Source organism: Sinorhizobium sp. Y406 (assembly GCF_058732025.1).
In genome coordinates, this window is sequence record NZ_CM178974.1 from 1,937,376 (window position 1) to 1,957,244 (window position 19,869).

Below are 19,869 nucleotides of genomic sequence, written 5' to 3' on the forward strand. Positions count from 1 at the left end.
TCGTTAGGAAAATCGTCAGTATTTTAAGAAATTCTTATATACAAGGGAATAGGTTGCGCTACCGCTGCCACGCGGCTTCATTCTTCTTCTCGTAATCGCCGAACGCCTTTGCGAGCCCGCCCAGAACCTCGGCCGCCGTCTCGAACATCGCCTTGAACTGCGGCTCGTCGACCTTCGTGACGTCGTCGCGCAGATGCGCGATCAGTGCGTTCAGCTCCCGCGTCATCTTCCGCGTGTGGTATATCGGATCGGTCTCAGGCTGGGCCATTGTATCGTCCTTTCGCTCCTGCAAGCGTCTGATAAGACGCGCCGCGTGTCGGGGTGGAGTGTACCGAGGATAACGCCGGCTGCGGGGGGCGGTTCCTCATGCGGCCGGGTCCGGTGCGGCAGCGTATCGCCGCGCAACATTCGATCCGGCTCGGTAACAAAATGCCCTCAAATGTTACTGGACCAACCCTGTCGATCCTGCAAAATAGGCGGGCAAAAGCGTCGAAGGGGTTTTCAGTAGGAATTTAGATCAGAGCTCGCCCGAGCGGTGAGCTCTGATTGTAGAGGGACCCGATCGAGTTTGCGGCGGCTCTCGGGAGTGGATACTGATCGACGACCAAATTAGCGGATGAGCTTGACGCTCTGCGCAAAAGAATTGCGCCCACAGGTTGGAAGCATTGACCGCAGTCTTCGGCCCGCCTCCTTCGGAGGCGGGCTCTTCTTTGCCCCTCTGCAGCGCTTTGTGTCGCCTGGGGCAGCGGCAAATCCATTATGTCATTCTAATGGACACCCGACTCGGTGATTGCTACTCTCCTCCCGCGGGATGGAAGCCTTCGGCATAGCTTGGGGCGCCGTGCGTCTATCAAAGGCAAGTTGAATTGCCGCATGGCGTTGTCCCTGAATCGAGATCGCTTCAAGGAGACGTGCAGGAACTCACTTCTTCGACTTCCGTCACGCTCGCGCTTCGGGTCGGCTCGTTCCGACCAATCGCGATTGTGCAATCAGGAGGTTGCTGCATGAGGCGGCTGGCAGCGATCATGGATGCCGACGTCGTCGGCTACAGCCGATTGATGGGGCGGGACGAAACGGGAACCTTCCAGGCATTGAAGGCGTGCCGCAATGCCTTTATCGCGCCTGCCGTTGCCGAGCATGGCGGACGCGTCGTGAAACAGACGGGTGATGGTACCCTTGCGGAATTCTCGAGCGTCGTCGATTCAGTCGCCTGCGCCATGGCAATCCAGAAACGAATGGCTGAACGCGACGGGCGGGCCGGCGCCGAAGACCTGCAACTGCGTATCGGCATCCATTTGGGCGACGTCATCGTGGAGGACGGCGATATTCACGGCGACGGCGTCACGGTTGCCGCCCGACTGCAGAGCCTCGCTCCCCCGGGCGGCATCTGCGTTTCCCAGCAGGTCCATGACCAGGTCGCATCGAAGCTCGACTTCCCGTTGAGCGATTTCGGCCGGCGGACGCTCCGCGACGGCCATGCGCCGATACGCGTGTGGCGATGGCAGCCGGACGGCACCGACGGCCCCGTGGCCGAGACACCCGCCGACGACCGGCCGCCCCCGGATCAAAAGCGCCCGTCGATGGCCGTCCTGCCCTTCGCCAATCTCTCGAGCGTCGACGGCCAGGAACATTTTTCGGACGGTTTTACCGAAGAGCTCATTGCCACCCTTGCCCGCTGCCGCTGGCTCCGGGTCGTCGCCCGCAACTCCTCCTTCGCCTACAAGGGCGCCGCCATCGATGTCCGCAAGGTCGCCGAGGACCTTGGCGTCAAATATGTGATCGAAGGCAGCATCCGCCGCGCGGGCAACCGCATCCGCATCACCGCGCAATTGCTGAGCGGTGAAACCGGCATGCTGCTCTGGGCGGAACGCTACGACCGGATGCTCGACGACGTGTTCGTGCTGCAGGACGAGATTGCCGGCCAGATCACCGGCACAATCCAGCCGGAGCTCGGCATCATCGAATTCGCCGCGCTGCGCGGCCACACCGCCGCCGACCTTAACGCCTGGAACATCTATCTGAAGGGCCTCTGGCATCTCTATAAATTCAATCTCGACGACCTCAGGATCGCCAAGGAGTTGTTCGAGCGGGCGATCGAGCTCGAACCCGGCTTCGCCCAGGCCCATGCGCGCCTCGCCTATGTCCATATCCAGCTCGGCTGGTACGGCCCGCTTTCCGAACGCGCCGAGCGCATCGGCGACGCCATCGCCCTGGCCGAGCGGGCGATCGTGCTCGACAGCCGTGAACCGGCCGCGCATGTGGCCCTCGGCCGGGCGCTTGCCCTCGGCGGCCAGCCGGAACGCGGCATCAATCATCTTCGCAATGCATTGAGACTGGATGCGAGCTTCGCGCAGGGCCATTTCGCCCTCGGGCAGGCGCTCTGCTATGTCGAGCGGCCGGAGGAAGCCATTGCCGAGATCAGGGAGGCGTTCCGGCTGAGCCCGCGCGATCCGCATCTCTGGACGTTTCACAACATGCTGGCGATCGCGCATTATCAATCGGGCCGCCTCGACGAGGCCGCCGCGGCGGCACGGGCATCGCTCCGCCAGGAAAACGTCACCTTCTGGCCGGCCATGGTGCTGGCAGCGGTCCTCGGCGCCGAGGGACCGACCGCCGAGACCCGCGAAGCCGTCTCGGATCTTCTCCGCCGACGCCCCGACCTGACGACGGCGACGGCGCGGGCCGAATTCTATTTCGGCGACCGCCCGGCCATGTCGGAACAATTCGTCGACCGCTTCGTCGGCGACCTGCGCCGCGCCGGTCTGCCGGAATAGCCTCGAGAATCCTCTGCCGTACTGCCCCTCAACCGCCTGCCGGCACCTTCTTCCGATTTTACGGGGAGAAGGGACTCGCTCCGCCCCCGTGCGCCTACTCGCCTCAAGATACTTGAAGGCGGTTGACAGCCCTGAGCCCAATCCCAAGAAACAAACGCGGCGACCGCCGCCGGGGTGCGGGCAGCTTCGCTGGTTCGCGGCGAGTTTTTGAAATTATCTGCTGAACCGACGCTCTATTTGGCAAAGCCAACTCCTTGATCGACCTATTCTGGGTGACGCCTGACCCAGCCCAGAGGCACATCGCTGGCTCAACCGCGCGGGGCAGCAAAACATCCGGCCCCCGCGCCGGAAAGGAACTCAATCAGCCTCATCGATCCTGCACCGCGAACCGAAGAAAGAACATGGCATGTCACTGTTGATTACTATCGATACCGATCCGGCCTTCGCGCCAAAGGACGCGGTTCCCGCACCGGACCGGCTCATTTCGGGGAGTCCCTTCTTCAAGACCTGGGCACAGGATGCCTCGAAAGGGGAGAAGGTGCTGACCGGGGTCTGGGAGGCGACGCCTGGCGAGCATCATTCGATCAAGGGGACCACCTACGAATTCTGCCACATCATTTCGGGTCTCGTGGAAATTGAGGAGGAGGGCGGCGAGACGAAGACCTATCGCGCTGGTGACAGCTTCGTCATGAAGCCGGGTTTCGTCGGTGTTTGGCGTACGATTGAGACCGTACGCAAGATCTACGTTTGCGTTTACGAGTGAGAGCAAAGCCCAGGTGCGCCGGCTATGGCGCACCCGGGAATTTGGATGAGGCGACGCTGAAACCGGGGCCAAGAACAGGCGCGACGTGTGCCCGGCATCCGGCCGCGCACACCTATTTTGCACATTCACTCGTTCGAGAAGCCGACAATGCCCTTGATCTCGGTAAACTCGTGCAGTCCGAACTTCCCGTATTCCCGGCCGTTGCCTGATTGCTTGTAGCCGCCGAAGGGGGCGGCTGCGTCCCATGCGGAGCTGTTGAGGCGAACGGTGCCCGTCCGCAACCTGCTTGCTATGGCCCGCGCTTCCTGCAGGTCGCCCTGGATGTAGGCGGCGAGGCCATAGGGCGTATCGTTGGCGATCGCGACTGCTTCTTCTTCGCTGTCATAACCGATGATCGACAGCACCGGGCCGAAGATTTCCTCGCGCGCAATCGTCATCTGGTTGGCGACGCGGGCAAACACAGTCGGGCGCACGTAATAGCCGGCATTGAGATGCGACGGGCGGCCAGGGCCACCGGCGACGAGCTCCGCTCCTTCGGCGATGCCGCGTTCGATCAGCGCCTGGATCTTGTCGAACTGGGCGGCGCTGGCGACGGGTCCGAGGTCGGTGCGCGGATCCGAAGGCGGACCGACAACGAGCGCATCCGCTTGCCTCGCGGCGATTGAGCTTGCTTCGTCCATTCGCTCCGCAGGCACCAGCATCCGCGTTGGCGAAGTACAGGTTTGACCGGAATTGCCGAAGCAACGGCGTACGCCGGCGGCGGCCGCGGCTGCGAAGTCGGCGCTGCGCAGGATGATGTTCGGCGACTTGCCGCCGAGCTCCTGATGCACCCGCTTGACCGTCGGTGCCGAGGCCTGCGCCACGGCGATGCCGGCGCGGGTCGACCCGGTGAAGGACACCATGTCGATATCCGGATGGCTGGCAAGCACCGCACCGACCGTCGGCCCGTCGCCCTGAACGAGGTTGAAGACGCCCTTCGGCACGCCGGCCTCATCCATGATCTCGGCGAAGATGACGGCGTTGAAGGGAGCGATCTCCGAGGGTTTCAGCACCATGGTGCACCCCGTGGCGAGCGCCGGAGCCACCTTGCAGGCGATCTGGTTGAGCGGCCAGTTCCACGGCGTGATCATGCCGACGACCCCGACCGGCTCGTGCACGATGCGGGTCGAGCCCTGCATGTATTCGAAGGCAAAGGTCTCAAGAGCCTTGATCGTCTGCTCGAAATGGGCAGCGCCGGTGCCGGCCTGCTCGGCCCGGGCCATGGCGAGCGGTGCGCCCATTTCCCGCGAGATGATGTCGTCGAGCTCGTCATTGCGGCGCTTCAGGATCGTCACGATGCGCTTCAGCAGGTCGATGCGCTCTTTCTTCGACGTCTGCGAGAAGGAGGCAAAGGCCCGCCGCGCGGCCGCGACCGCCTTTTCCGCGTCGGTAGCACTGCCGAGTGCGATCGTTCCTATCGGCTGCTCGGTCGACGGATCGATGACCTCGCGGGCCCTCGACACCGTGGGTCCGACCCATTCACCGCCGATATAGAACTTGTGCGCATGTTTCACTGGTTTCTCCCATGTGTGGCATCCTGCGCCCCATCGTGGGCGCGTTCCACGAATCCGGCGACAGCGATGACGGCTGCCTCCGTGTGCGGCAACGCGGCGAGCTCGCCCAGTGTCACCGGTTTGATAGGCGGGCGTAGCCGGTAGTAACCAGCTTCGCCGGGCGCAACGCCACGGCATTGCGCCAGCAGTTCAACCGCGGTCAGACCGCATAGCCGGCCCTGGCATGGTCCCATTCCGCATCGTGTGAACGCTTTCATTTGGTTGGGGCCCGGCACGCCGAGCGCCGCGACTTCGCGCAGCTTGCCTGCCGTGATTTCCTCACAGCGGCAGACGATGGTTTTGTCGTCCTCGGGCACGCGAAAGGTGTTGCCGGGCCGGAACCCATGCTCGATGAACGTCCTGCCCTTGAGGGCAAGAGCGAGCTTCCGCGCGAATTGGTTCCGGCGCTGTTCGTAGGCACCCTGGCCAATGCGACTTAAGTCGAGCGCCGCAGACAGGCCCGCGAGTTCTCCTTGCCGAGCCGAGGCAACCGCTCCGACAATTCCCGCCGCATCACCGGCGATCGAGACCCCCGGAACCGAACTTGCGCCGCGACCGTCGAGGGCCGGGCGGAAGGCTGCCAGCCGCTCGTCCCAGACGTAGTCGCACCCGGCTGCCAGCGTGAGATTGAGGTTTGGCGCAATCCCCTGGTGCAGAAGGAGCAGGTCGCCTTCAATGCGCAGGGACTTGTTGCCGCGACGAACCAGCAAGGCACTGAATTGTTCGGAACCGACAGCCTCGATCGCTGTCACCCCGCGGATGACACGGGTTCGACGGTGAACCTCCAAAAGGAGCTTCAGGCCCTTGAGGGCGTAGGACGACGCGGAAAAGTCAAGCAGGTGAGGCAGGGCCGAGCGCCAGTTCTCGACCGGCGTGGTATCGATGACCGCTGTCACGGACACGCCGGCCCTGAGGAGTTGGCTTGCCAGCAAGTACAAAAGCGGCCCGGTCCCGGCGAGGATGGTCCGTCCCGAGGGCACGAGGCCTGACGACTTCATCAGGATCTGGGCCGCTCCCGCCGCCATGACACCGGGCATGGTCCAGCCCGGGAATGGGAATGGACGCTCGAGCGCGCCGGTTGCGAGAATGACGCGATGGGCGGCGATCGGCCGAGCAATGCCGCCGAACGAGATTCCGACCTCGAGCGCATGCGTGCCGTCGCCGGTTTCCTCGTCAGCAGGCCCGACGCTCCACACCGTCGCACGGCGGGCATAGCTCAAGTCTGCGCCCCGGAACCGCTCGATGAGCCGCCGACCGGCAGCGTAGTCCGGCCCAATGCGCGTGAGATCGGCATCCGAAGCGCGCTCGACCGACCGATAGATCTGGCCGCCGGGCGATTGATTTTCGTCGGCCAGCAATACGGCGAGGCTGTGGGTCGAGGCTTCGATGGCTGCCGAGAGGCCGGCGGGCCCGGCGCCAACGACGACGAGGTCATAGGCAGGTGCGAGATCGGCGGCAGATTTAAGGTCTTGGATCATTCTTCCTGCCCCGGCATGGCCGCGCCGTCCTGTGTTTCGACCCGCATTCCCTCCACGACAGTGGTCATGCAAGCCTGCCGGTTCGGCCGGCCATCGATCTTGACGAGGCATTCGAAGCAGACACCCATCATGCAGTAAGGACCACGTGCGGCGCCCGACACCGGGGTGCGCCGCGTGCTGCAATGTCCCGCGGCCAGCAGTGCAGCGGCAACGCTATCGCCTTGGCTGGCCATAGTCGGCACGCCGTTGAATGTGAATGAGACCGAACTCTCTTTTCTGTCAGGCAGCCGCCGGAACATGGAACCTCCGGGAATGAAATACGGAAAGATCCTCAGAAAGCGCCCCCGCCGAAATTTGCCGCGGCAGGACCAGCGCATGGTTCGCCGCCAGCGTCACGCCGGAATGGCAGGCGACTGCAAACGCACCTGGAAACCTCTCCGACTGCTCGTAAATGGGGTAGCCGTCGGGCGTCACGACACGGAACGCGGCCCAGGTCCGCACCGCCCTGGCATCCCTGAGCAGCGGGAAGGTGCGTAGCGCACGTTCGGCCAGAACTGCGGTGATTGGTCCTCGCGGTCGTTGATGATCGATCGTCGCCTCCTTGCTCTCGCCGATCAGCACGGAGCCCTCGTCCGTCTGCCGCAGATAGCCGGTGGCATGGCTGAGGAAGGGCCTCAGCCGCTCGGTGACGATGATCTGGCCGCGGCTGGGCGAGAGCGGGACGCTCAGCCCAACCATCGGGGCAAGCGCAGTGTTGCCGATGCCGGCCGCAAGCACGACCTTGCCGGCACCGAGCCTCCATCCTTCTCCAGCCACGTCGAACGCGCCGGCGCGATGGCGTATCGAAGTCGTCTTCCGATGCGGAAAATAGTGAACGCCACGCTGCTTGCGCGCCTTGTGAAAGCCCGCGAACAGCCGCAGCGGGTTTGCGTGTCCATCGAGCGGACTGTAGATCGCGCCTGCCACTGTCTCGCCGACCAGGGGTAAGCGGCGGCGCGTCTCTGCCTGGTCGAGGATTTCATATTCGAGCGGCGGCGTTCCTTCCGCCTCCATTCCGGGTTGGCCGGCGAGCTTCGCCATGGATGCGATCCCGCGTTCCAGCTCCGTTGGCGTGAGCCGAATTGAGAAGCCGCCCGACTGGAGAAAGCCAGTGTCGATGCCGGTTTCGCTTTTGAGTTCGGCTGCCAGCTGGTGCCAGTTCGCGGCCGAGGTTCGCGACCATCGCGAATAGTCGGCGTTTCCGAGGCCCTTGCTTGAGCTCCATACGAGGCCGAAATTCGCCCGGGCGGCCCGGTTTGCCAGATCGCCCTCATCGACGATTGCAACCCTTTGCCCGCACCTCGACAGACCCCAGGCTATCGATACACCTACCAGCCCGCCACCGATGACGATTACATCGAAATCCATTCCGCTAGCTTCCCTCGACGCACCACCCCAACGGCTGTCTCCGGATCTGGTCTCACGATCAGATTGCGCCGACTTTGACTTTCGAACCATCAAGGAGGCGGGACAGACGGAAGGGGGTGGGATCGACACAGGGTGTATCATTGGCAACCAGGTCGGCCGCCAGGCGGCCGATGCCCGGGCCAAGGCCGAAGCCATGGCCGGAACCGCCCGCGGCCAGGTAAAGGCCCCTCACACCATCAGCCGGCGAGATGACCGGAACCGCGTCTGGGGTGAAGTCGACGTAGGCTCCCCAGCTGTCGGCGACTTCGACGCCCGCCAACGCAGGAAACTGCTCCGTGACCCGTTTCAAAATAGCCGCGATGGTGCGGCGGCTCGGCGGCGGGTCAAGAACGCGCATCCGCTCGAACGCCGACGGTTTACTCTTGTTCAAGCTTCCGAATGCTTCCGGACCCTGGAGGAAGGATTTGCCGATGCCGAACTGCACCGCTTTCAGGCGCTTCATAAACATAGGCATGAACCAGCGGGCATAGCGAATGCCTTGTGGGGTGATGTCGAGCATCGCCCTGCCGCTGATCGCAAGCGTGTAGCTGCCGTCCAGCCGGCGGGTCAACGCACATTCCGGCGTATAGATCGCTTCGCCCAAATTCGCTGTCGGCCGCGTACGAAGCGCTGTCTGGCGCACGCTCGCTTGCGGAAACAGAACGCCATGCTGGCGACAAAACATCGAGGTCCAGGCACCGCCGGCGCAGAGGACGGTTTGTGTCCGGATGGTTCCCTTTTCGGTGACCACCCCCGCTACCGCTCCATTGACCAGATCGAGGCCTCGCGCCGCGCACTCCTGGTGGATCGTTGCGCCAAATTTGCGAGCGCCGTTCGCGATCGTCGGCGCGGCAATCGCGGGCTCGCCCTTGCCGTCATCGATCGAATGCACTCCGCCCAGCCACCGGCGGCCGTTCGCCGGGATCGCGGCAGCCGCTTCCTTGGCGCTCAGCATCTTCGTATTGACGTTGAACTGGCGCGCTGTGTCACGCCATGCTTCCCATCCCGCAAGCTGTCGGGGATTATCGGTGGCGTAAAGCAGACCGCATCGGCGGAAGCCGACGTCCTCTCCAATCTTGGACTCGAACTCACCCCATAACCGCAGCGCGACACCCGAGAGCGGCAGCTCGCGCTCGTCCCGGTTCTGTTGGCGGCACCAACCCCAGTTGCGGCTCGACTGCTCGCAGCCGACATGGCCCTTTTCGACCAGAGCTACGGACAGCCCCCGCTCCGCGAGAAAGAAAGCTGCCGTTGCACCAATGATGCCGCCGCCGATGACAACGACATCTGCCTTGGCGGGAAGCTCTTGATCGCTGTGTATGCGTTTGACAATTGGAGACATGGGGGCTGACCTGGAATTATTGGCGGCTGATCTGTACGGCGCTATTTTCTGCCCCTCCGACAGCGCACTCCCTCGCCGATGAAATTCCCGCCGGGCAGGGGAAGACTCTCTCAAAGCTTGTCGTCGCGCGTCCTCGAATTGAGCTCATATGAGGCTACCGGAGGAAAGCGAGCAGCATGCATCGACTGGAGACAGAGGGACGGCCGAAAGTTCCGTTTTCTGCGGCGCGACGGCCAAATCTGCGGCCGTCGCGCGGGTAAGCTACAGAGCATCGTCTGACGACAGTAGTGGTTGTTGAATCGGATTCCGGTCGAGCACGACAGATGCCGCGATCGGGTTCACGTCACCGCTGCTGCCACAGGCTCGAATTAAAGAGCGTGCACAATCTAAAGCAGAGATTTAAGCCATGACTACAGGCCCTCACGAGTCCCCCGCGCTTGCCATGATCCATACGGTCCCCGGGATCATCCCCGCGTTCAACGATCTCGTCGGCCGCCATTTGCCCGGTTGGCGCCCGTTCAACATGTTGGATGAGAGCCTGCTGGGGAACACGATCCGCGAAGGCACGCTGTCACGTCAGACCATGCGCCGGCTTGCGACTCACATCTGGTCGGCGGTGGATGCGGGGGCTTCGGCGGTCCTCGTCACCTGTTCCTCGCTCGGCCCTGCAGTGGATGCGGCAATGCCACTCTGCCCCGTCCACCTCTTCCGTATCGATGACGGGATGGCGATCGAGGCGATCAACCGCGGGAACCGAATTGGCGTCCTTGCGACCCTGGCTACAACAATGGAGCCTACTACCCGGTTGATTGAAGGCCATGCGCAAAGAATGGATCGTAGCGTTTCCGTCACCAGCCGTCTTTGTGAAGGAGCCTTCGATAAATTGCGAAACGGGGACAGGGCGGCGCATGATGCGATGGTACGTGAAGGCCTTGCTTCGCTCGTGGACAGCGTCGACGTGGTTGTTCTCGCTCAAGCATCAATGGCAAATGCCCTGAACAAAATAGGCGAGATATCGGTGCCAGTACTTACTAGCCCTGAACTCGGCGTGCTGCACATGTCCTCCGCACTGAATGTGCGCGCCCGCGTTCAGGAAAATGCGCAAAGGTAGGCCAGCGGTTTGCCCGTTTTCAGCGGTCCAGAGCAGGTTTTCGGGCCAATTAACTTCCTGATCAACAACGCCAACAGCGGCGCTTCATCGACGGTGGCACTCTCCGGGAAGCGGGCATCCACCCGCCGCCTCATTGACTCATTGTCCGCTCTCTGGACCAGCACTGCACATTCCCGTTGGTATCGGTGAATGGCCGCTCAGGGTCGAACTCGTCCCTACCAGGCGCCAATCCGAACGACTTGAAAGTCCGCCCTGCCGACATACGCGGACGATTGGTCAAACTCGGCGGTTATGCCGAAAGTCGACCTCGGCGAGCTACTAGCGCATCGGCCCGAAAATCATACGCGATTTTCGGAAAGTTCGATGCGCAGATTCAAAGAGTTACAGCGACCTTTGCGCGCCTGGAAAGACGCGCGGCGCTGTAGCTATCGTTTGTGAGTACGCGCTCTCTCCTCGGGTTCAACTCGAGGAGAGAGCCATGCGCCAGCGCAACAGAAAGCAAGCGACCTACTGCAGCGGCCGCCCCGGCGCCGCCGCCTGGCCGTTCACGGCGCCGGCCGCCGCCTCGTCCGCACGGATGCTGTCGAGGCCGGTCGCCACGACCGAGACGCGGAACGTGCCGTCGAGGGTGCGGTCGAAGATCGCGCCGACGACGATGTCGGCCTCGTCATAGACTTCCTCGCGGATGCGGGTGGCGGCCTCGTCGACCTCGAACAAGGTCATGTCCATGCCGCCGGAGATCGAGACGAGCACGCCCTTGGCGCCGCGCATGGAGACTTCGTCGAGCAGCGGGTTGGCGATCGCCGCTTCCGCTGCCTTCATCGCCCGGCCCTCGCCCGTCGCCTCGCCGGTGCCCATCATCGCGCGGCCCATGCCCTTCATCACCGTCTTGACGTCGGCGAAGTCGAGATTCATCAGGCCTTCCTTGACGATCAGGTCGGTGATGCAGCTGACGCCCGAATAGAGCACCCGGTCGGCGATCATGAAGGCGTCGGCAAAGGTGGTCTTCGCGTCGGCGATGCGGAAGAGATTCTGGTTGGGGATGACGATCACCGTGTCGGCGCTTTCGCGCAGCCGCTCGATGCCGAGCTCCGCCGTCTGCATCCGCCGCCGGCCCTCGAAGCTGAAGGGCTTGGTGACGACGCCGACGGTCAGGATACCGGCCCGCCGCGCCGCTTCGGCGATGACGGGAGCTGCCCCGGTGCCGGTGCCGCCGCCCATTCCGGCGGTGACGAAGCACATATGCGTGCCGCCGAGATGGTCCATGATCTCGTCGATCGATTCCTGTGCCGCCGCATTGCCGATATCCGGCACCGAGCCGGCGCCGAGGCCCTCGGTGATCGCCGTGCCGAGCTGGATTCGCCGTTCAGCCTTCGACATCGCCAGCGCCTGCGCGTCCGTATTGGCGGCGATGAAGTCCACGCCCTGCAGGTCTTCGGCAATCATGTTATTGATGGCGTTACCGCCGCCGCCGCCCACGCCGATGACGGTGATTTTCGGGCGCATCTCCGTGATGATCGGCTTCTTGAACTCTGTCATGCTCTTCTCCTTGGGCAGATCCCCGGCTGTCAAAGGCTGTCCGTCCCCCGGAACCTGCGATCGAAAGCGGCGCGGGCGCGAATCACGCATTGTCATTGTAGGAATTCAAAAAAGCCACGGAGAAGGCAAGAGCGGCGAAAACAAGGCGCGTCCACAGCTACGTGCAAGAGCAGCTTGGCGAGCCATTATATGACGCCGGAGCGCCTGCGGAGAGGAACAAGGTCCGATTGCCGGCGTTCATGCTGCACATTCACCTAAGGGAGTGGCTGCCATGGGCGTGAGAAATGCACCGACGGAAAAGGGCAAGCAAGCTGCCCGCGGCCTGCGCGACAGCGCCGCGCAAGAAGAGAAGGAGACCGAGGCGAGGAAGGGATCGGACCTCGCCAAAGGTGCAGACCGGTTCGATGAACGCTCCAGGAGCTCCGACGGCAGGAGCGCCGCAGCGAAACAAAAGCCCAAGAAATAGGGCGGAAACACCGCCCTCAGTCTTTCTCCGAGGCGGGCGCGGTGTAGCGGCGGCGCACCGCTTCCGCCAGCCGCTTGCGGCTTTCGGGCGGGGCCAGCGAACGATCCTCCTCGAGGGCCGCGGCTTCGTCGGCGAGTTCCGGATCGCCAATGCGCTCGCCGAACCATTTCGAATAGTCGCCCGCCCGCAGGTGATGGTCCCAGGTCTCGTCGTCGACCCCCTCGGCAATCTGCAGGAACATCATCAGATTGTGAGCTCGCAGGTTCAGCCTGTTCTCCGGGCCGCGGAAATAGAAGCTCGCATCCTCTCCGAGATGTCCCTCGGCATATTTCCGCGTGTGCCGCTTGCGCACCTGCTTCGGCTTTTCGACGCGGATGCGCTGCACCGGCGCGCCGGCCGAGCGCCGCCAGAAGAGGACTTCCTCGTCCGAGTGGCGCCGGTCGAGCCCCTCCGGCAGATCGTCTCCGGTGGCTTCGCAGAAGCTCTCGATCGCCTCCCGCCCCTTGGGCCCGAGCGCCGCGACCGCGGTCACCGCCGAAAGCGCCTTGGGCGAGACCGAATCCGGGTGAACGGTGATCATGATGGTTCCCGAGCGGTCGTCGGACAGCGCCAGCGAAGCGCTGTCGCGCGCCGCCGGCATGAGGTGGTGGGCCTCATCGATGATCAGCCAGTGCGGCCTGCCCGTGCGCGCGCGCATCGCCGAAATGTCCGGCATCAACTCCGCGAAAAACGCCGGCCGTTCCTGAAGCTCGAAGCCGAGCGCGCTGACGACGACGTTGTCCTCGGGATTGGCAAGGAGCTCCAGCACCTGGCGATTCGTCGGCGTGACAGAGCCGCTGCCGACGGTCACGGCACCCTCGAGATCTTCGTAATCGCCCTCCGGATCGAAGACGCAGAATTGAAAGCTCTGTTCGCGCAGCCGCTCCGAAAGCGCCGTCGCCAGTGTCGATTTGCCGATCCCGGAGCTGCCGGTGATGAGCAGCACGTCGGGCGGCGTTATCACAACGGGCCCGGCGTCGTCTTCGCCGATCTGCACCTGATGGCGCGCATTGGTGCAGAACGCGAAATCCTGCGCGATAATCTCGCCGATCAATTCCTCGACGCCTTCGCCGCGTGCGCCCTCAAGCGCGAAATCGGCGGTATCCTTCACCGCAGGCAACGCATTCGCCACGGCGGCGCCGCAGCCGCACATCCGCAACAGGGCGTGGTCGTTTTCCGCATCGCCGACGGCGACGACATTCAGGAAAGAGAGTTGCATCTCCTTGAGCGCCGCCTTGAGCCCGCTCGCCTTGTTCACCCCGCTCGGCAGCACCATGACGGCGCCCTTGTTGAAGATGATTTCCAGCTCGAGGCCGAGCTCGTGGATCGCCTCGAGCACGGCTGTCTGATGCGGCTCCCAGGTAGCGACGATCGTGCGCCCGACCGAGATACTGTCGACGCCCTTCTCTCTGAGAAGATCGACGAACTCCGCCGGCGGCGCCGGCGCCAGCGGCCGCTCCTCTTCGGTCTCCGGCGTATAGAGGAGCGCGCCGTTCTCGGCGACGATCTTGTCGAAGAGATCGGTTTGCGGAAACACCCTTTTCAGATCCGGCAATTCGCGTCCGGTAACGAGCAGCAGCTTGCGGCCCGTCTCCCGCAGTCTTTTCAGCGCTTCGAGGCTTTCGGTCCTGACCGTGCCGTGATCGGCCAGGGTCCCGTCATAATCCGTCGCAAGAGCCATGTAATACATGCGGGCTGCCTTTCCTTGAGCTCGTTCTGCAGGATGGAACGTGAAAGCTCGGGGCTGGTTCCCGCGGCGCTGGCTCGGAGTTCCGCCGGGTCCGTCGGCTTGGGCATGGATCTTCGGGCCAAGCGCCCCAAGCAGGAGCGGCCAGTCACCTTGCCGCTCCGCCCGCTCGGGCAGGCCAAGTCAGAGCTTCGCTTCGAGGACCAGGTTGAATGGCGTCTCGAAGGCGCGGCGGAAGCGGGTGAAGCCCGCCTTGCGGAAGACATCGGCCAGCCGCCCCTCGCCGGCCTGCGCGCCGAGCACCAGGCGGCCGCCGTCGGAGATCGCATGGGCACAGCAGATGGTGGTCGAGGCCGCGTAGTACAATCTTCCCACCGGCGAGATGTTGTCCTCGACGCGGTCATTCGCGAAGGGCTCCACCAGCATGACGACGCCGTCCGGCGCCAGTGCCTTGGCGGCATGGCTCGCTGCCGCTACCGGATCGCCCATGTCGTGCAGCGCGTCGAAGAAGCAGATCAGGTCGTAGTCCTTGCCCGGATAGCCATCGGCGCGCGCCTCGCGGAAGGTTGTCTGATCGGCAATGCCCGCTTTGGCTGCGGCTTTCCGCGCCTCGAACAGCGACTCCTGATGCGTGTCGAAGCCGCAGAACCTCGATGCGGGAAAGGCCTTCGCCATCAGCACCGTCGAATGGCCGTGTCCGCATCCGATGTCGGCAACAAGACCACCCGCCTCGAGCTTGTCGACGACGCCGTCGAGAGCTGGCAACCATTCGGAGACCAGGCTCGCCTTGTAGGCATTGCGATAGAAGGATGCGACCCCGCAGGAGAGCCGCCCGTCGTGGTCGCCCCATGGAATACCTCTACCGGTGCGGAACGCCTCGACGGCCTTGTTCTCGTCCGCCCACATGGATGCGGGGACAGCCCAAGCATTGGGAATGAAGGTGGGGCTGTCCGGATCGGCAAGCACGAGAGCCTGTTCCGGAGTGAGCTCGTAGGTGTTGCTGACACTGTGGTAGGCGACGTAGCCGCCTGCGACTTGCGAATTGAGCCATTCGCAAACATATCGTTCGGCGCAGCCGCTACGCTTGGCCAGTTCACGCGCGCTGAGCGGGCCGGCCCCAGCCATGGCCTTGTACAGGCCGAGCCGGTTGCCGAGGCTGATCATGACGCCGCCATAGCCGGCCGAAAGATCGCCGACCGCTCGTGCGACAAGCGCGTCGAGTTTCGCAGAATCGATTGCGCCGCGGTGGGTGTGTTTCATGTTCGTGTCTCCTCTTGAAGCGCCCCCGGGGAAGTCCCGGGCTGCCTCATCAATCGCAGAGACAGGCCACGAGAGGCAGAGCCATCCTCTCCAGAATCGGGCCGTTCGTGCCACATGGGCATCAGCAGGCCAGGGAACGTGGCGCGACAATCTCGCCGGCGCTATTGTTGAACCCGCATAGAGGGAGTCGACATGCTGCGTGATACAGTTGCGACCAGATCCGAGCCGCTCCACGTGAGCCTCATCGCCATTCCGGAGGCCGTCGTCTCGACTCTCTCCGGCATCTTCGACGTGATGAACGCCTTCGCCATGATGCCGTCCTCCGACAATGCACCGGCACCGGCACCGCCGTTTCGCGTCGAGATCGTCGGGCTCAGACCGGGGTTACTCGAACTCGCCAGCCGCGTCCCGGTCATGGTCCAGCGCGCCTTCGACGAGCTCAAGGCAACCGACATCGTCATCGTCCCATCGATCCTGCTTGGCCCGGAAGGCTGGCAGAAGGGCATGCATCCGGAACTGGTCGGCTGGTGCCGCGCAATGCACAGACGCGGAGCGCTCCTGTGCTCGGCTTGTTCAGGCATTTTCCTGCTTGCCGAAACCGGCCTCTTCGATGGCGAGCAAGCGACGGTGCATTTCGGCTATGCGGCAGCCTTCGCCTCTACCTTTCCGCAGGTGCCGATCCACCCCGAGCGCGTGCTTGTCGTCTCCGGAAAGAGCGACGAGCTGATCACTTCCGGAGCGTCGATGACGTGGCACGATCTGGTGCTGTATCTGATCGCGCGCCACGCCGGAGCAACATCCGCACAGACGGTCGCGCGATCCTTCGCGCTGCAATGGCACCAGGACGGGCTCGCGCCCTATATCGTATTCGAGGGGCGCAAGGACCACGGAGATCACGCGATTCAATCGGCCCAGGACTGGGTTGCCACGCACTTCTCTGTGGCCAGGCCCGTGGAAGAAATGATCCGGCGCACCGGGCTCACCGAGCGTACCTTCAAACGACGGTTCACCAGCGCTACGGGCCTTAGCCCAATCGCCTATGTTCAGCGCCTCCGAATAGAAGACGCCAAGCGCCGCCTGGAGCGGACTGAAGCCTCGGTGGACGAAATCAGCTGGCGCGTCGGCTACGAAGAACCCGCCTTCTTCCGGCGCCTCTTCAAACGCATCACCGGCCTGCCGCCGGGGGTCTATCGGAGGCGTTTCAAGATCCCCGACTATGCCCTTCCACTCTCCCGAGGCGGAGGAGCCTCTCCATAAGTGGCGGTCCCTGTCGGCAGCAGGTATCGACCCGACTTGAGCCACATTCATCGAGTCGCCTAGGCAGTCGCCGCTAAAGGCGCCAGCCATGGCCGATGACGAACGGCACCAAGGCGCCCCCGTCGATCGCCACGCTGCTGTAAGCCTTGAGGCGCTGGCCATCGGAAAGCGCGAGGTCGAGCGCGAAACGCTCCCCTTCGAAAACGCAGGAAACCACCCGCATGGGGATCCCGTCGGTGCCGCGGTGGACATGCTCCGGCCGGATGAGCACATCCGCAACCGGCCCCCTGCCCGAATCTCCGGACCCAGAATCTCCGGGCCCAAGCGCTAACCTGAGGCGTGGCCAGTCGATCTGCCGCCCCGCCCCTTCGGGCAGTCTCAGCCGCAAGATATTGCCGCGGCCGATCAGTCCGCCGACGACCCGGCCCTCGGGGTGCGCATAGATTTCCGCCGGCGGCGCCACCTGCAGGAGCCGGCCTTCCGACATCACCGCGACGTCGGTCGCAAGCGCCATCGCCTCCGCCTGGTCGTGCGTCACATAGATCATGGTCGCGCCGGAGCGCTCGTGAAGGGCGCGGAAGGTTTCCTCCATCGCCTTGCGCAGATGCTGGTCGAGATTGGCGAGCGGCTCGTCGAGCAGGACGACATCCGGTTCGGTGACGAGGCAGCGGGCGAGCGCCACCCGCTGCCGCTGGCCGCCGGAGAGCGCCGCCGGCCGCCGCTCGGCAAAGTCTTCGAGCTTGACGAGCGCCAGCGCCTCGGCGACCCGCCGGCGATAGGCCTCGCCGGAAACGCCGCGCACTTTCAGGGGGTAGCCGACATTCTCCGCCACCGTCATATGCGGCCAGAGCGCATAGGACTGGAACACCATCGCCATATTCCGCCTTTCCGGCGGCAGCGACCGGGCGGCGTCCGATAGCCGCCGCCCGCCGAAGTCGATCGAACCGCCCGTCGGCTGCTCGAAGCCGGCGATCATCCTGAGAAGCGTCGTCTTGCCGCAGCCGGAGGGACCGAGAAGCGCCAGAAATCCCTGGCGGCGGACGGCAAGCGAGACATCCGAGACCGCTGGGCGCTCGCCTCCGAAGGTCTTCATCACGTGATCGAGGATCAATTGCGCCACGGCAGCACGCCCTCCGGCATGTATCTCGCGGAGATTTCCAGCGCCGCCATCAGAGCCGTCACCATGAGGACGACGAGGACCGAGAGCGCCGAGGCAAGATCGGAGGAACCGCTGTCGTCGAGATTGAAGATCGCCACCCCGAGCGTCTGCGTGCCGGCCGACCAGAGCAGCGCCGACACCGTCAGCTCGTTCGCCGCGATCAGGAAGACGAGGATGACGGAGGCGCCGGCCGCGGGCGCGATCACGGGCAGCAGCACGTCGCGCATGCGACGCAGGAGACCGGCCCCCGCGAGCCGCGCCGCCTCTTCGAGCGACGGGTCCATCTGCAGCATGGCGCTCATCACCGGCTTCAGGCTGACAGCAAGAAAGGAAGAGAAATAGGCGGCGAGAATGATCCAGACCGTGCCGTAGAGCGACAGCCCGACGAGCGGCAGCGGCGCCGCGAAGAGAAGGACGAAGGCGACGGCAAGGACGATGCCCGGCAGCGCATAGGGAACCTCGATAAGGATCGCCAAAAAATTGGCAAGCGCACCCTTCCGTCGCGCCAGCAGATAGCCGGCAGGCACGGTGATGACAAGCAGACCGACCGCGGCGGCGGAGGCGAGAAAGAGTGAATTCCGGAACGCCGTGAGCGTCAGGGATTGGCGACAGAGGATTTCGCCATAGGCGCGGAAGGAGACCGTCTCGAGCGTCAGAGGCACGCCATAGGCCGGCACCAGCGAGCTTGCGACGAGCGCCAGCAGCGGCGCCGCGAGGACGAGCGCCAGCACGCCCCAGAGCAGGCCTTCGACGAGGAGCCTGAAGCGGCCGAGCGAAAAGGCGGCACTGCCACCGGAAAGGCCGATCAGGCGATAGTCCCGGCCCTGAAGCATCCGCTGCTGCAGGAGGAGCCCGGCGGCGGAGATGATGGCGATCAGCGTCGACAGTATGGCGATCTCGCCGAAGGTGGAGGTGCCGAAGCTCGCAAGCCGGCTATAGATCAGGGTCGGCAGCGTTTCGATCGAGGCGGGAATGCCGAGGATCGCCGGAATGCCGAAATTGCCGATGCCGGAAACGAAGGCGATCGCCGCCCCGGCGACGAGGCCCGGGCTCCCGAGCGGCAGCAGGATGTCGCGGCAGACCCGCCAGGGCGAAGCGCCGGCAAGCCGCGCCGCCTCGACGCCGTCGCGGGGGGTCGCGGCGAGCCCGGCCTTCACCGCCAGGAAGACGAGCGGCGCATGCTGCACGCCGAGGAGAAGCGCGATGCCGGAAAGCGAGTAGAGCGGCTGCGGTCTACCGAGCGGCGGCGCCAGCCCCAGCGTCTTCAGAAGCGGACTCGACGGGCCCGACATCTCCACCCAGGCAAGCGCCGTCACCTGCGGCGGGATCATCATCGGCAGCATGAAGGCGAAGCTCAAGAAGAGCTTGCCGCGAATGTCGGTGAGCGCCAGGGCGAAGCCGAAGAGCGTGCCGAGCACCAGCGAAACGGCCATGCCGCCTGTGGCGGTCAGCAGGGTGTTGCGGAGCGCGGCGATAGTGGCGGGCTCAAGAAGCAGCTTTGCGCCCTCGCCATCCGTCAAACCGCCAAGGCCGGCCCAGCCGAGACGGATCAGCGGCAGCGCCGAAAGCAGGAACACGAGGCAGAAGACCAGGGGCAACAGCCAGCCGGGCTCGCCGCCGGCGGTCGCCTGCGGGCTGCTGCCGTGCTCCTGCGGCGCCAGCCGCCTCGGCTTGCGTAACCCGTCTTCCGTAGCGTCAGGCGACAACGGGTGGTTCAGTTCCTTCGCGATCCTGCCCGGCACGGCCGGCGACGCCTCCCCTCGCCGTCCGGCGCCTTCCAGCGTTTCGCCGCCAAAGGCAAGCCGCAGCCGGCCGAAACGGCCACCGCGGGCGATCTCGTCCGTTCCGGAGCAGGCACCCGCGGATTTCCCCGCGGGTGCCTGGCCGGATTCCGTCTGCCGCCGGTTCTGAACCGGGAACCGTGACACATTTTTGCGCAACTTGCTCAGCATCAGC

The 19,869-nt window shown here is 64.4% G+C and carries 16 protein-coding genes; 5 read left to right on the forward strand and 11 right to left on the reverse strand.

Translation table 11 applies throughout. The features are described 5' to 3' along the window. Window positions 1-58: 58 nt before the first annotated feature. Window positions 59-268: a hypothetical protein gene (locus AC4P1R_RS09330; RefSeq protein WP_069457334.1), complete on the reverse strand. Its 210-nt coding sequence runs from the start codon at window positions 266-268 to the stop codon at window positions 59-61. 736 nt (window positions 269-1,004) lie between these two features. Here AC4P1R_RS09330 and AC4P1R_RS09335 point away from each other — a divergent pair. Together AC4P1R_RS09335 and AC4P1R_RS09340 are read left to right on the forward strand one after the other, a co-directional pair. Continuing rightward, window positions 1,005-2,774: an adenylate/guanylate cyclase domain-containing protein gene (locus tag AC4P1R_RS09335; protein ID WP_492176718.1), complete on the forward strand. Its 1,770-nt coding sequence runs from the start codon at window positions 1,005-1,007 to the stop codon at window positions 2,772-2,774. Between the two features lie 406 nt (window positions 2,775-3,180). Then, entirely contained in the window at window positions 3,181-3,537 is a 357-nt protein-coding gene (locus AC4P1R_RS09340; RefSeq protein ID WP_492176719.1) for a cupin domain-containing protein, read from the forward strand. A gap of 125 nt (window positions 3,538-3,662) precedes the next feature. Here AC4P1R_RS09340 and AC4P1R_RS09345 read toward each other — a convergent pair whose 3' ends face one another. The 5 genes from AC4P1R_RS09345 to AC4P1R_RS09365 are packed head-to-tail and all read right to left on the reverse strand — an operon-like array spanning window position 3,663 to window position 9,395. Continuing rightward, window positions 3,663-5,090 carry an aldehyde dehydrogenase family protein gene (locus AC4P1R_RS09345; protein ID WP_492176721.1) on the reverse strand — a complete coding sequence of 476 codons (1,428 nt, stop codon included), beginning with the start codon at window positions 5,088-5,090 and terminating at the stop codon, window positions 3,663-3,665. Then, on the reverse strand, window positions 5,087-6,607 hold the full coding sequence (locus tag AC4P1R_RS09350) for an FAD-dependent oxidoreductase (RefSeq protein ID WP_492176722.1): 1,521 nt from the start codon (window positions 6,605-6,607) through the stop codon (window positions 5,087-5,089). Before AC4P1R_RS09350 ends, AC4P1R_RS09345 begins: the two co-directional genes overlap by 4 nt. Next, complete coding sequence (locus tag AC4P1R_RS09355; RefSeq protein WP_492176724.1) at window positions 6,604-6,906, reverse strand: (2Fe-2S)-binding protein; 303 nt, start codon at window positions 6,904-6,906, stop codon at window positions 6,604-6,606. The genes AC4P1R_RS09350 and AC4P1R_RS09355 overlap by 4 nt, the downstream gene beginning before the upstream one ends. Continuing rightward, window positions 6,887-8,014: an NAD(P)/FAD-dependent oxidoreductase gene (locus tag AC4P1R_RS09360; RefSeq protein WP_492176726.1), complete on the reverse strand. Its 1,128-nt coding sequence runs from the start codon at window positions 8,012-8,014 to the stop codon at window positions 6,887-6,889. Before AC4P1R_RS09360 ends, AC4P1R_RS09355 begins: the two co-directional genes overlap by 20 nt. A 58-nt stretch (window positions 8,015-8,072) precedes the next feature. After that, a complete protein-coding gene (locus tag AC4P1R_RS09365) occupies window positions 8,073-9,395 on the reverse strand; it encodes an NAD(P)/FAD-dependent oxidoreductase (protein ID WP_492176727.1) in 1,323 nt (440 codons plus the stop codon). 406 nt (window positions 9,396-9,801) lie between these two features. Here AC4P1R_RS09365 and AC4P1R_RS09370 point away from each other — a divergent pair, with 406 nt between their 5' ends. Then, window positions 9,802-10,506, forward strand: coding sequence for an aspartate/glutamate racemase family protein (locus AC4P1R_RS09370; RefSeq protein ID WP_492176729.1), 705 nt, complete (start codon window positions 9,802-9,804; stop codon window positions 10,504-10,506). Between the two features lie 507 nt (window positions 10,507-11,013). Here the strand turns inward: AC4P1R_RS09370 and ftsZ are convergent. Next, entirely contained in the window at window positions 11,014-12,045 is a 1,032-nt protein-coding gene (gene ftsZ, locus AC4P1R_RS09375) for a cell division protein FtsZ (RefSeq protein ID WP_069457332.1), read from the reverse strand. A gap of 271 nt (window positions 12,046-12,316) precedes the next feature. On the opposite strand from ftsZ, the gene AC4P1R_RS09380 reads away from it, so the two are divergent. Then, window positions 12,317-12,511: a hypothetical protein gene (locus AC4P1R_RS09380; RefSeq protein ID WP_069457331.1), complete on the forward strand. Its 195-nt coding sequence runs from the start codon at window positions 12,317-12,319 to the stop codon at window positions 12,509-12,511. Window positions 12,512-12,527: 16 nt separating this feature from the next. On the opposite strand, the gene AC4P1R_RS09385 is transcribed toward AC4P1R_RS09380, so the two are convergent. Together AC4P1R_RS09385 and AC4P1R_RS09390 are read right to left on the reverse strand one after the other, a co-directional pair. Next, window positions 12,528-14,240: an HAD family hydrolase gene (locus AC4P1R_RS09385; RefSeq protein ID WP_492176730.1), complete on the reverse strand. Its 1,713-nt coding sequence runs from the start codon at window positions 14,238-14,240 to the stop codon at window positions 12,528-12,530. Between the two features lie 180 nt (window positions 14,241-14,420). Then, window positions 14,421-15,497, reverse strand: a complete 1,077-nt coding sequence (locus AC4P1R_RS09390) for a class I SAM-dependent methyltransferase (protein ID WP_492176731.1) — start codon at window positions 15,495-15,497, stop codon at window positions 14,421-14,423. A 192-nt stretch (window positions 15,498-15,689) separates the two neighbouring features. Between AC4P1R_RS09390 and AC4P1R_RS09395 the strand changes: the two genes are divergently transcribed. Further along, the gene (locus AC4P1R_RS09395; RefSeq protein ID WP_492176732.1) at window positions 15,690-16,754 is read left to right on the forward strand and encodes a GlxA family transcriptional regulator; all 1,065 of its coding nucleotides are present in this window, start codon (window positions 15,690-15,692) and stop codon (window positions 16,752-16,754) included. Between the two features lie 73 nt (window positions 16,755-16,827). Here the strand turns inward: AC4P1R_RS09395 and AC4P1R_RS09400 are convergent, their stop codons facing one another. Both AC4P1R_RS09400 and AC4P1R_RS09405 read right to left on the reverse strand, forming a co-directional pair. Next, on the reverse strand, window positions 16,828-17,874 hold the full coding sequence (locus AC4P1R_RS09400) for an ABC transporter ATP-binding protein (RefSeq protein ID WP_492176734.1): 1,047 nt from the start codon (window positions 17,872-17,874) through the stop codon (window positions 16,828-16,830). Further along, complete coding sequence (locus tag AC4P1R_RS09405) at window positions 17,862-19,865, reverse strand: ABC transporter permease (protein ID WP_492176735.1); 2,004 nt, start codon at window positions 19,863-19,865, stop codon at window positions 17,862-17,864. Before AC4P1R_RS09405 ends, AC4P1R_RS09400 begins: the two co-directional genes overlap by 13 nt. Between the last annotated feature and the right edge of the window lie 4 nt (window positions 19,866-19,869).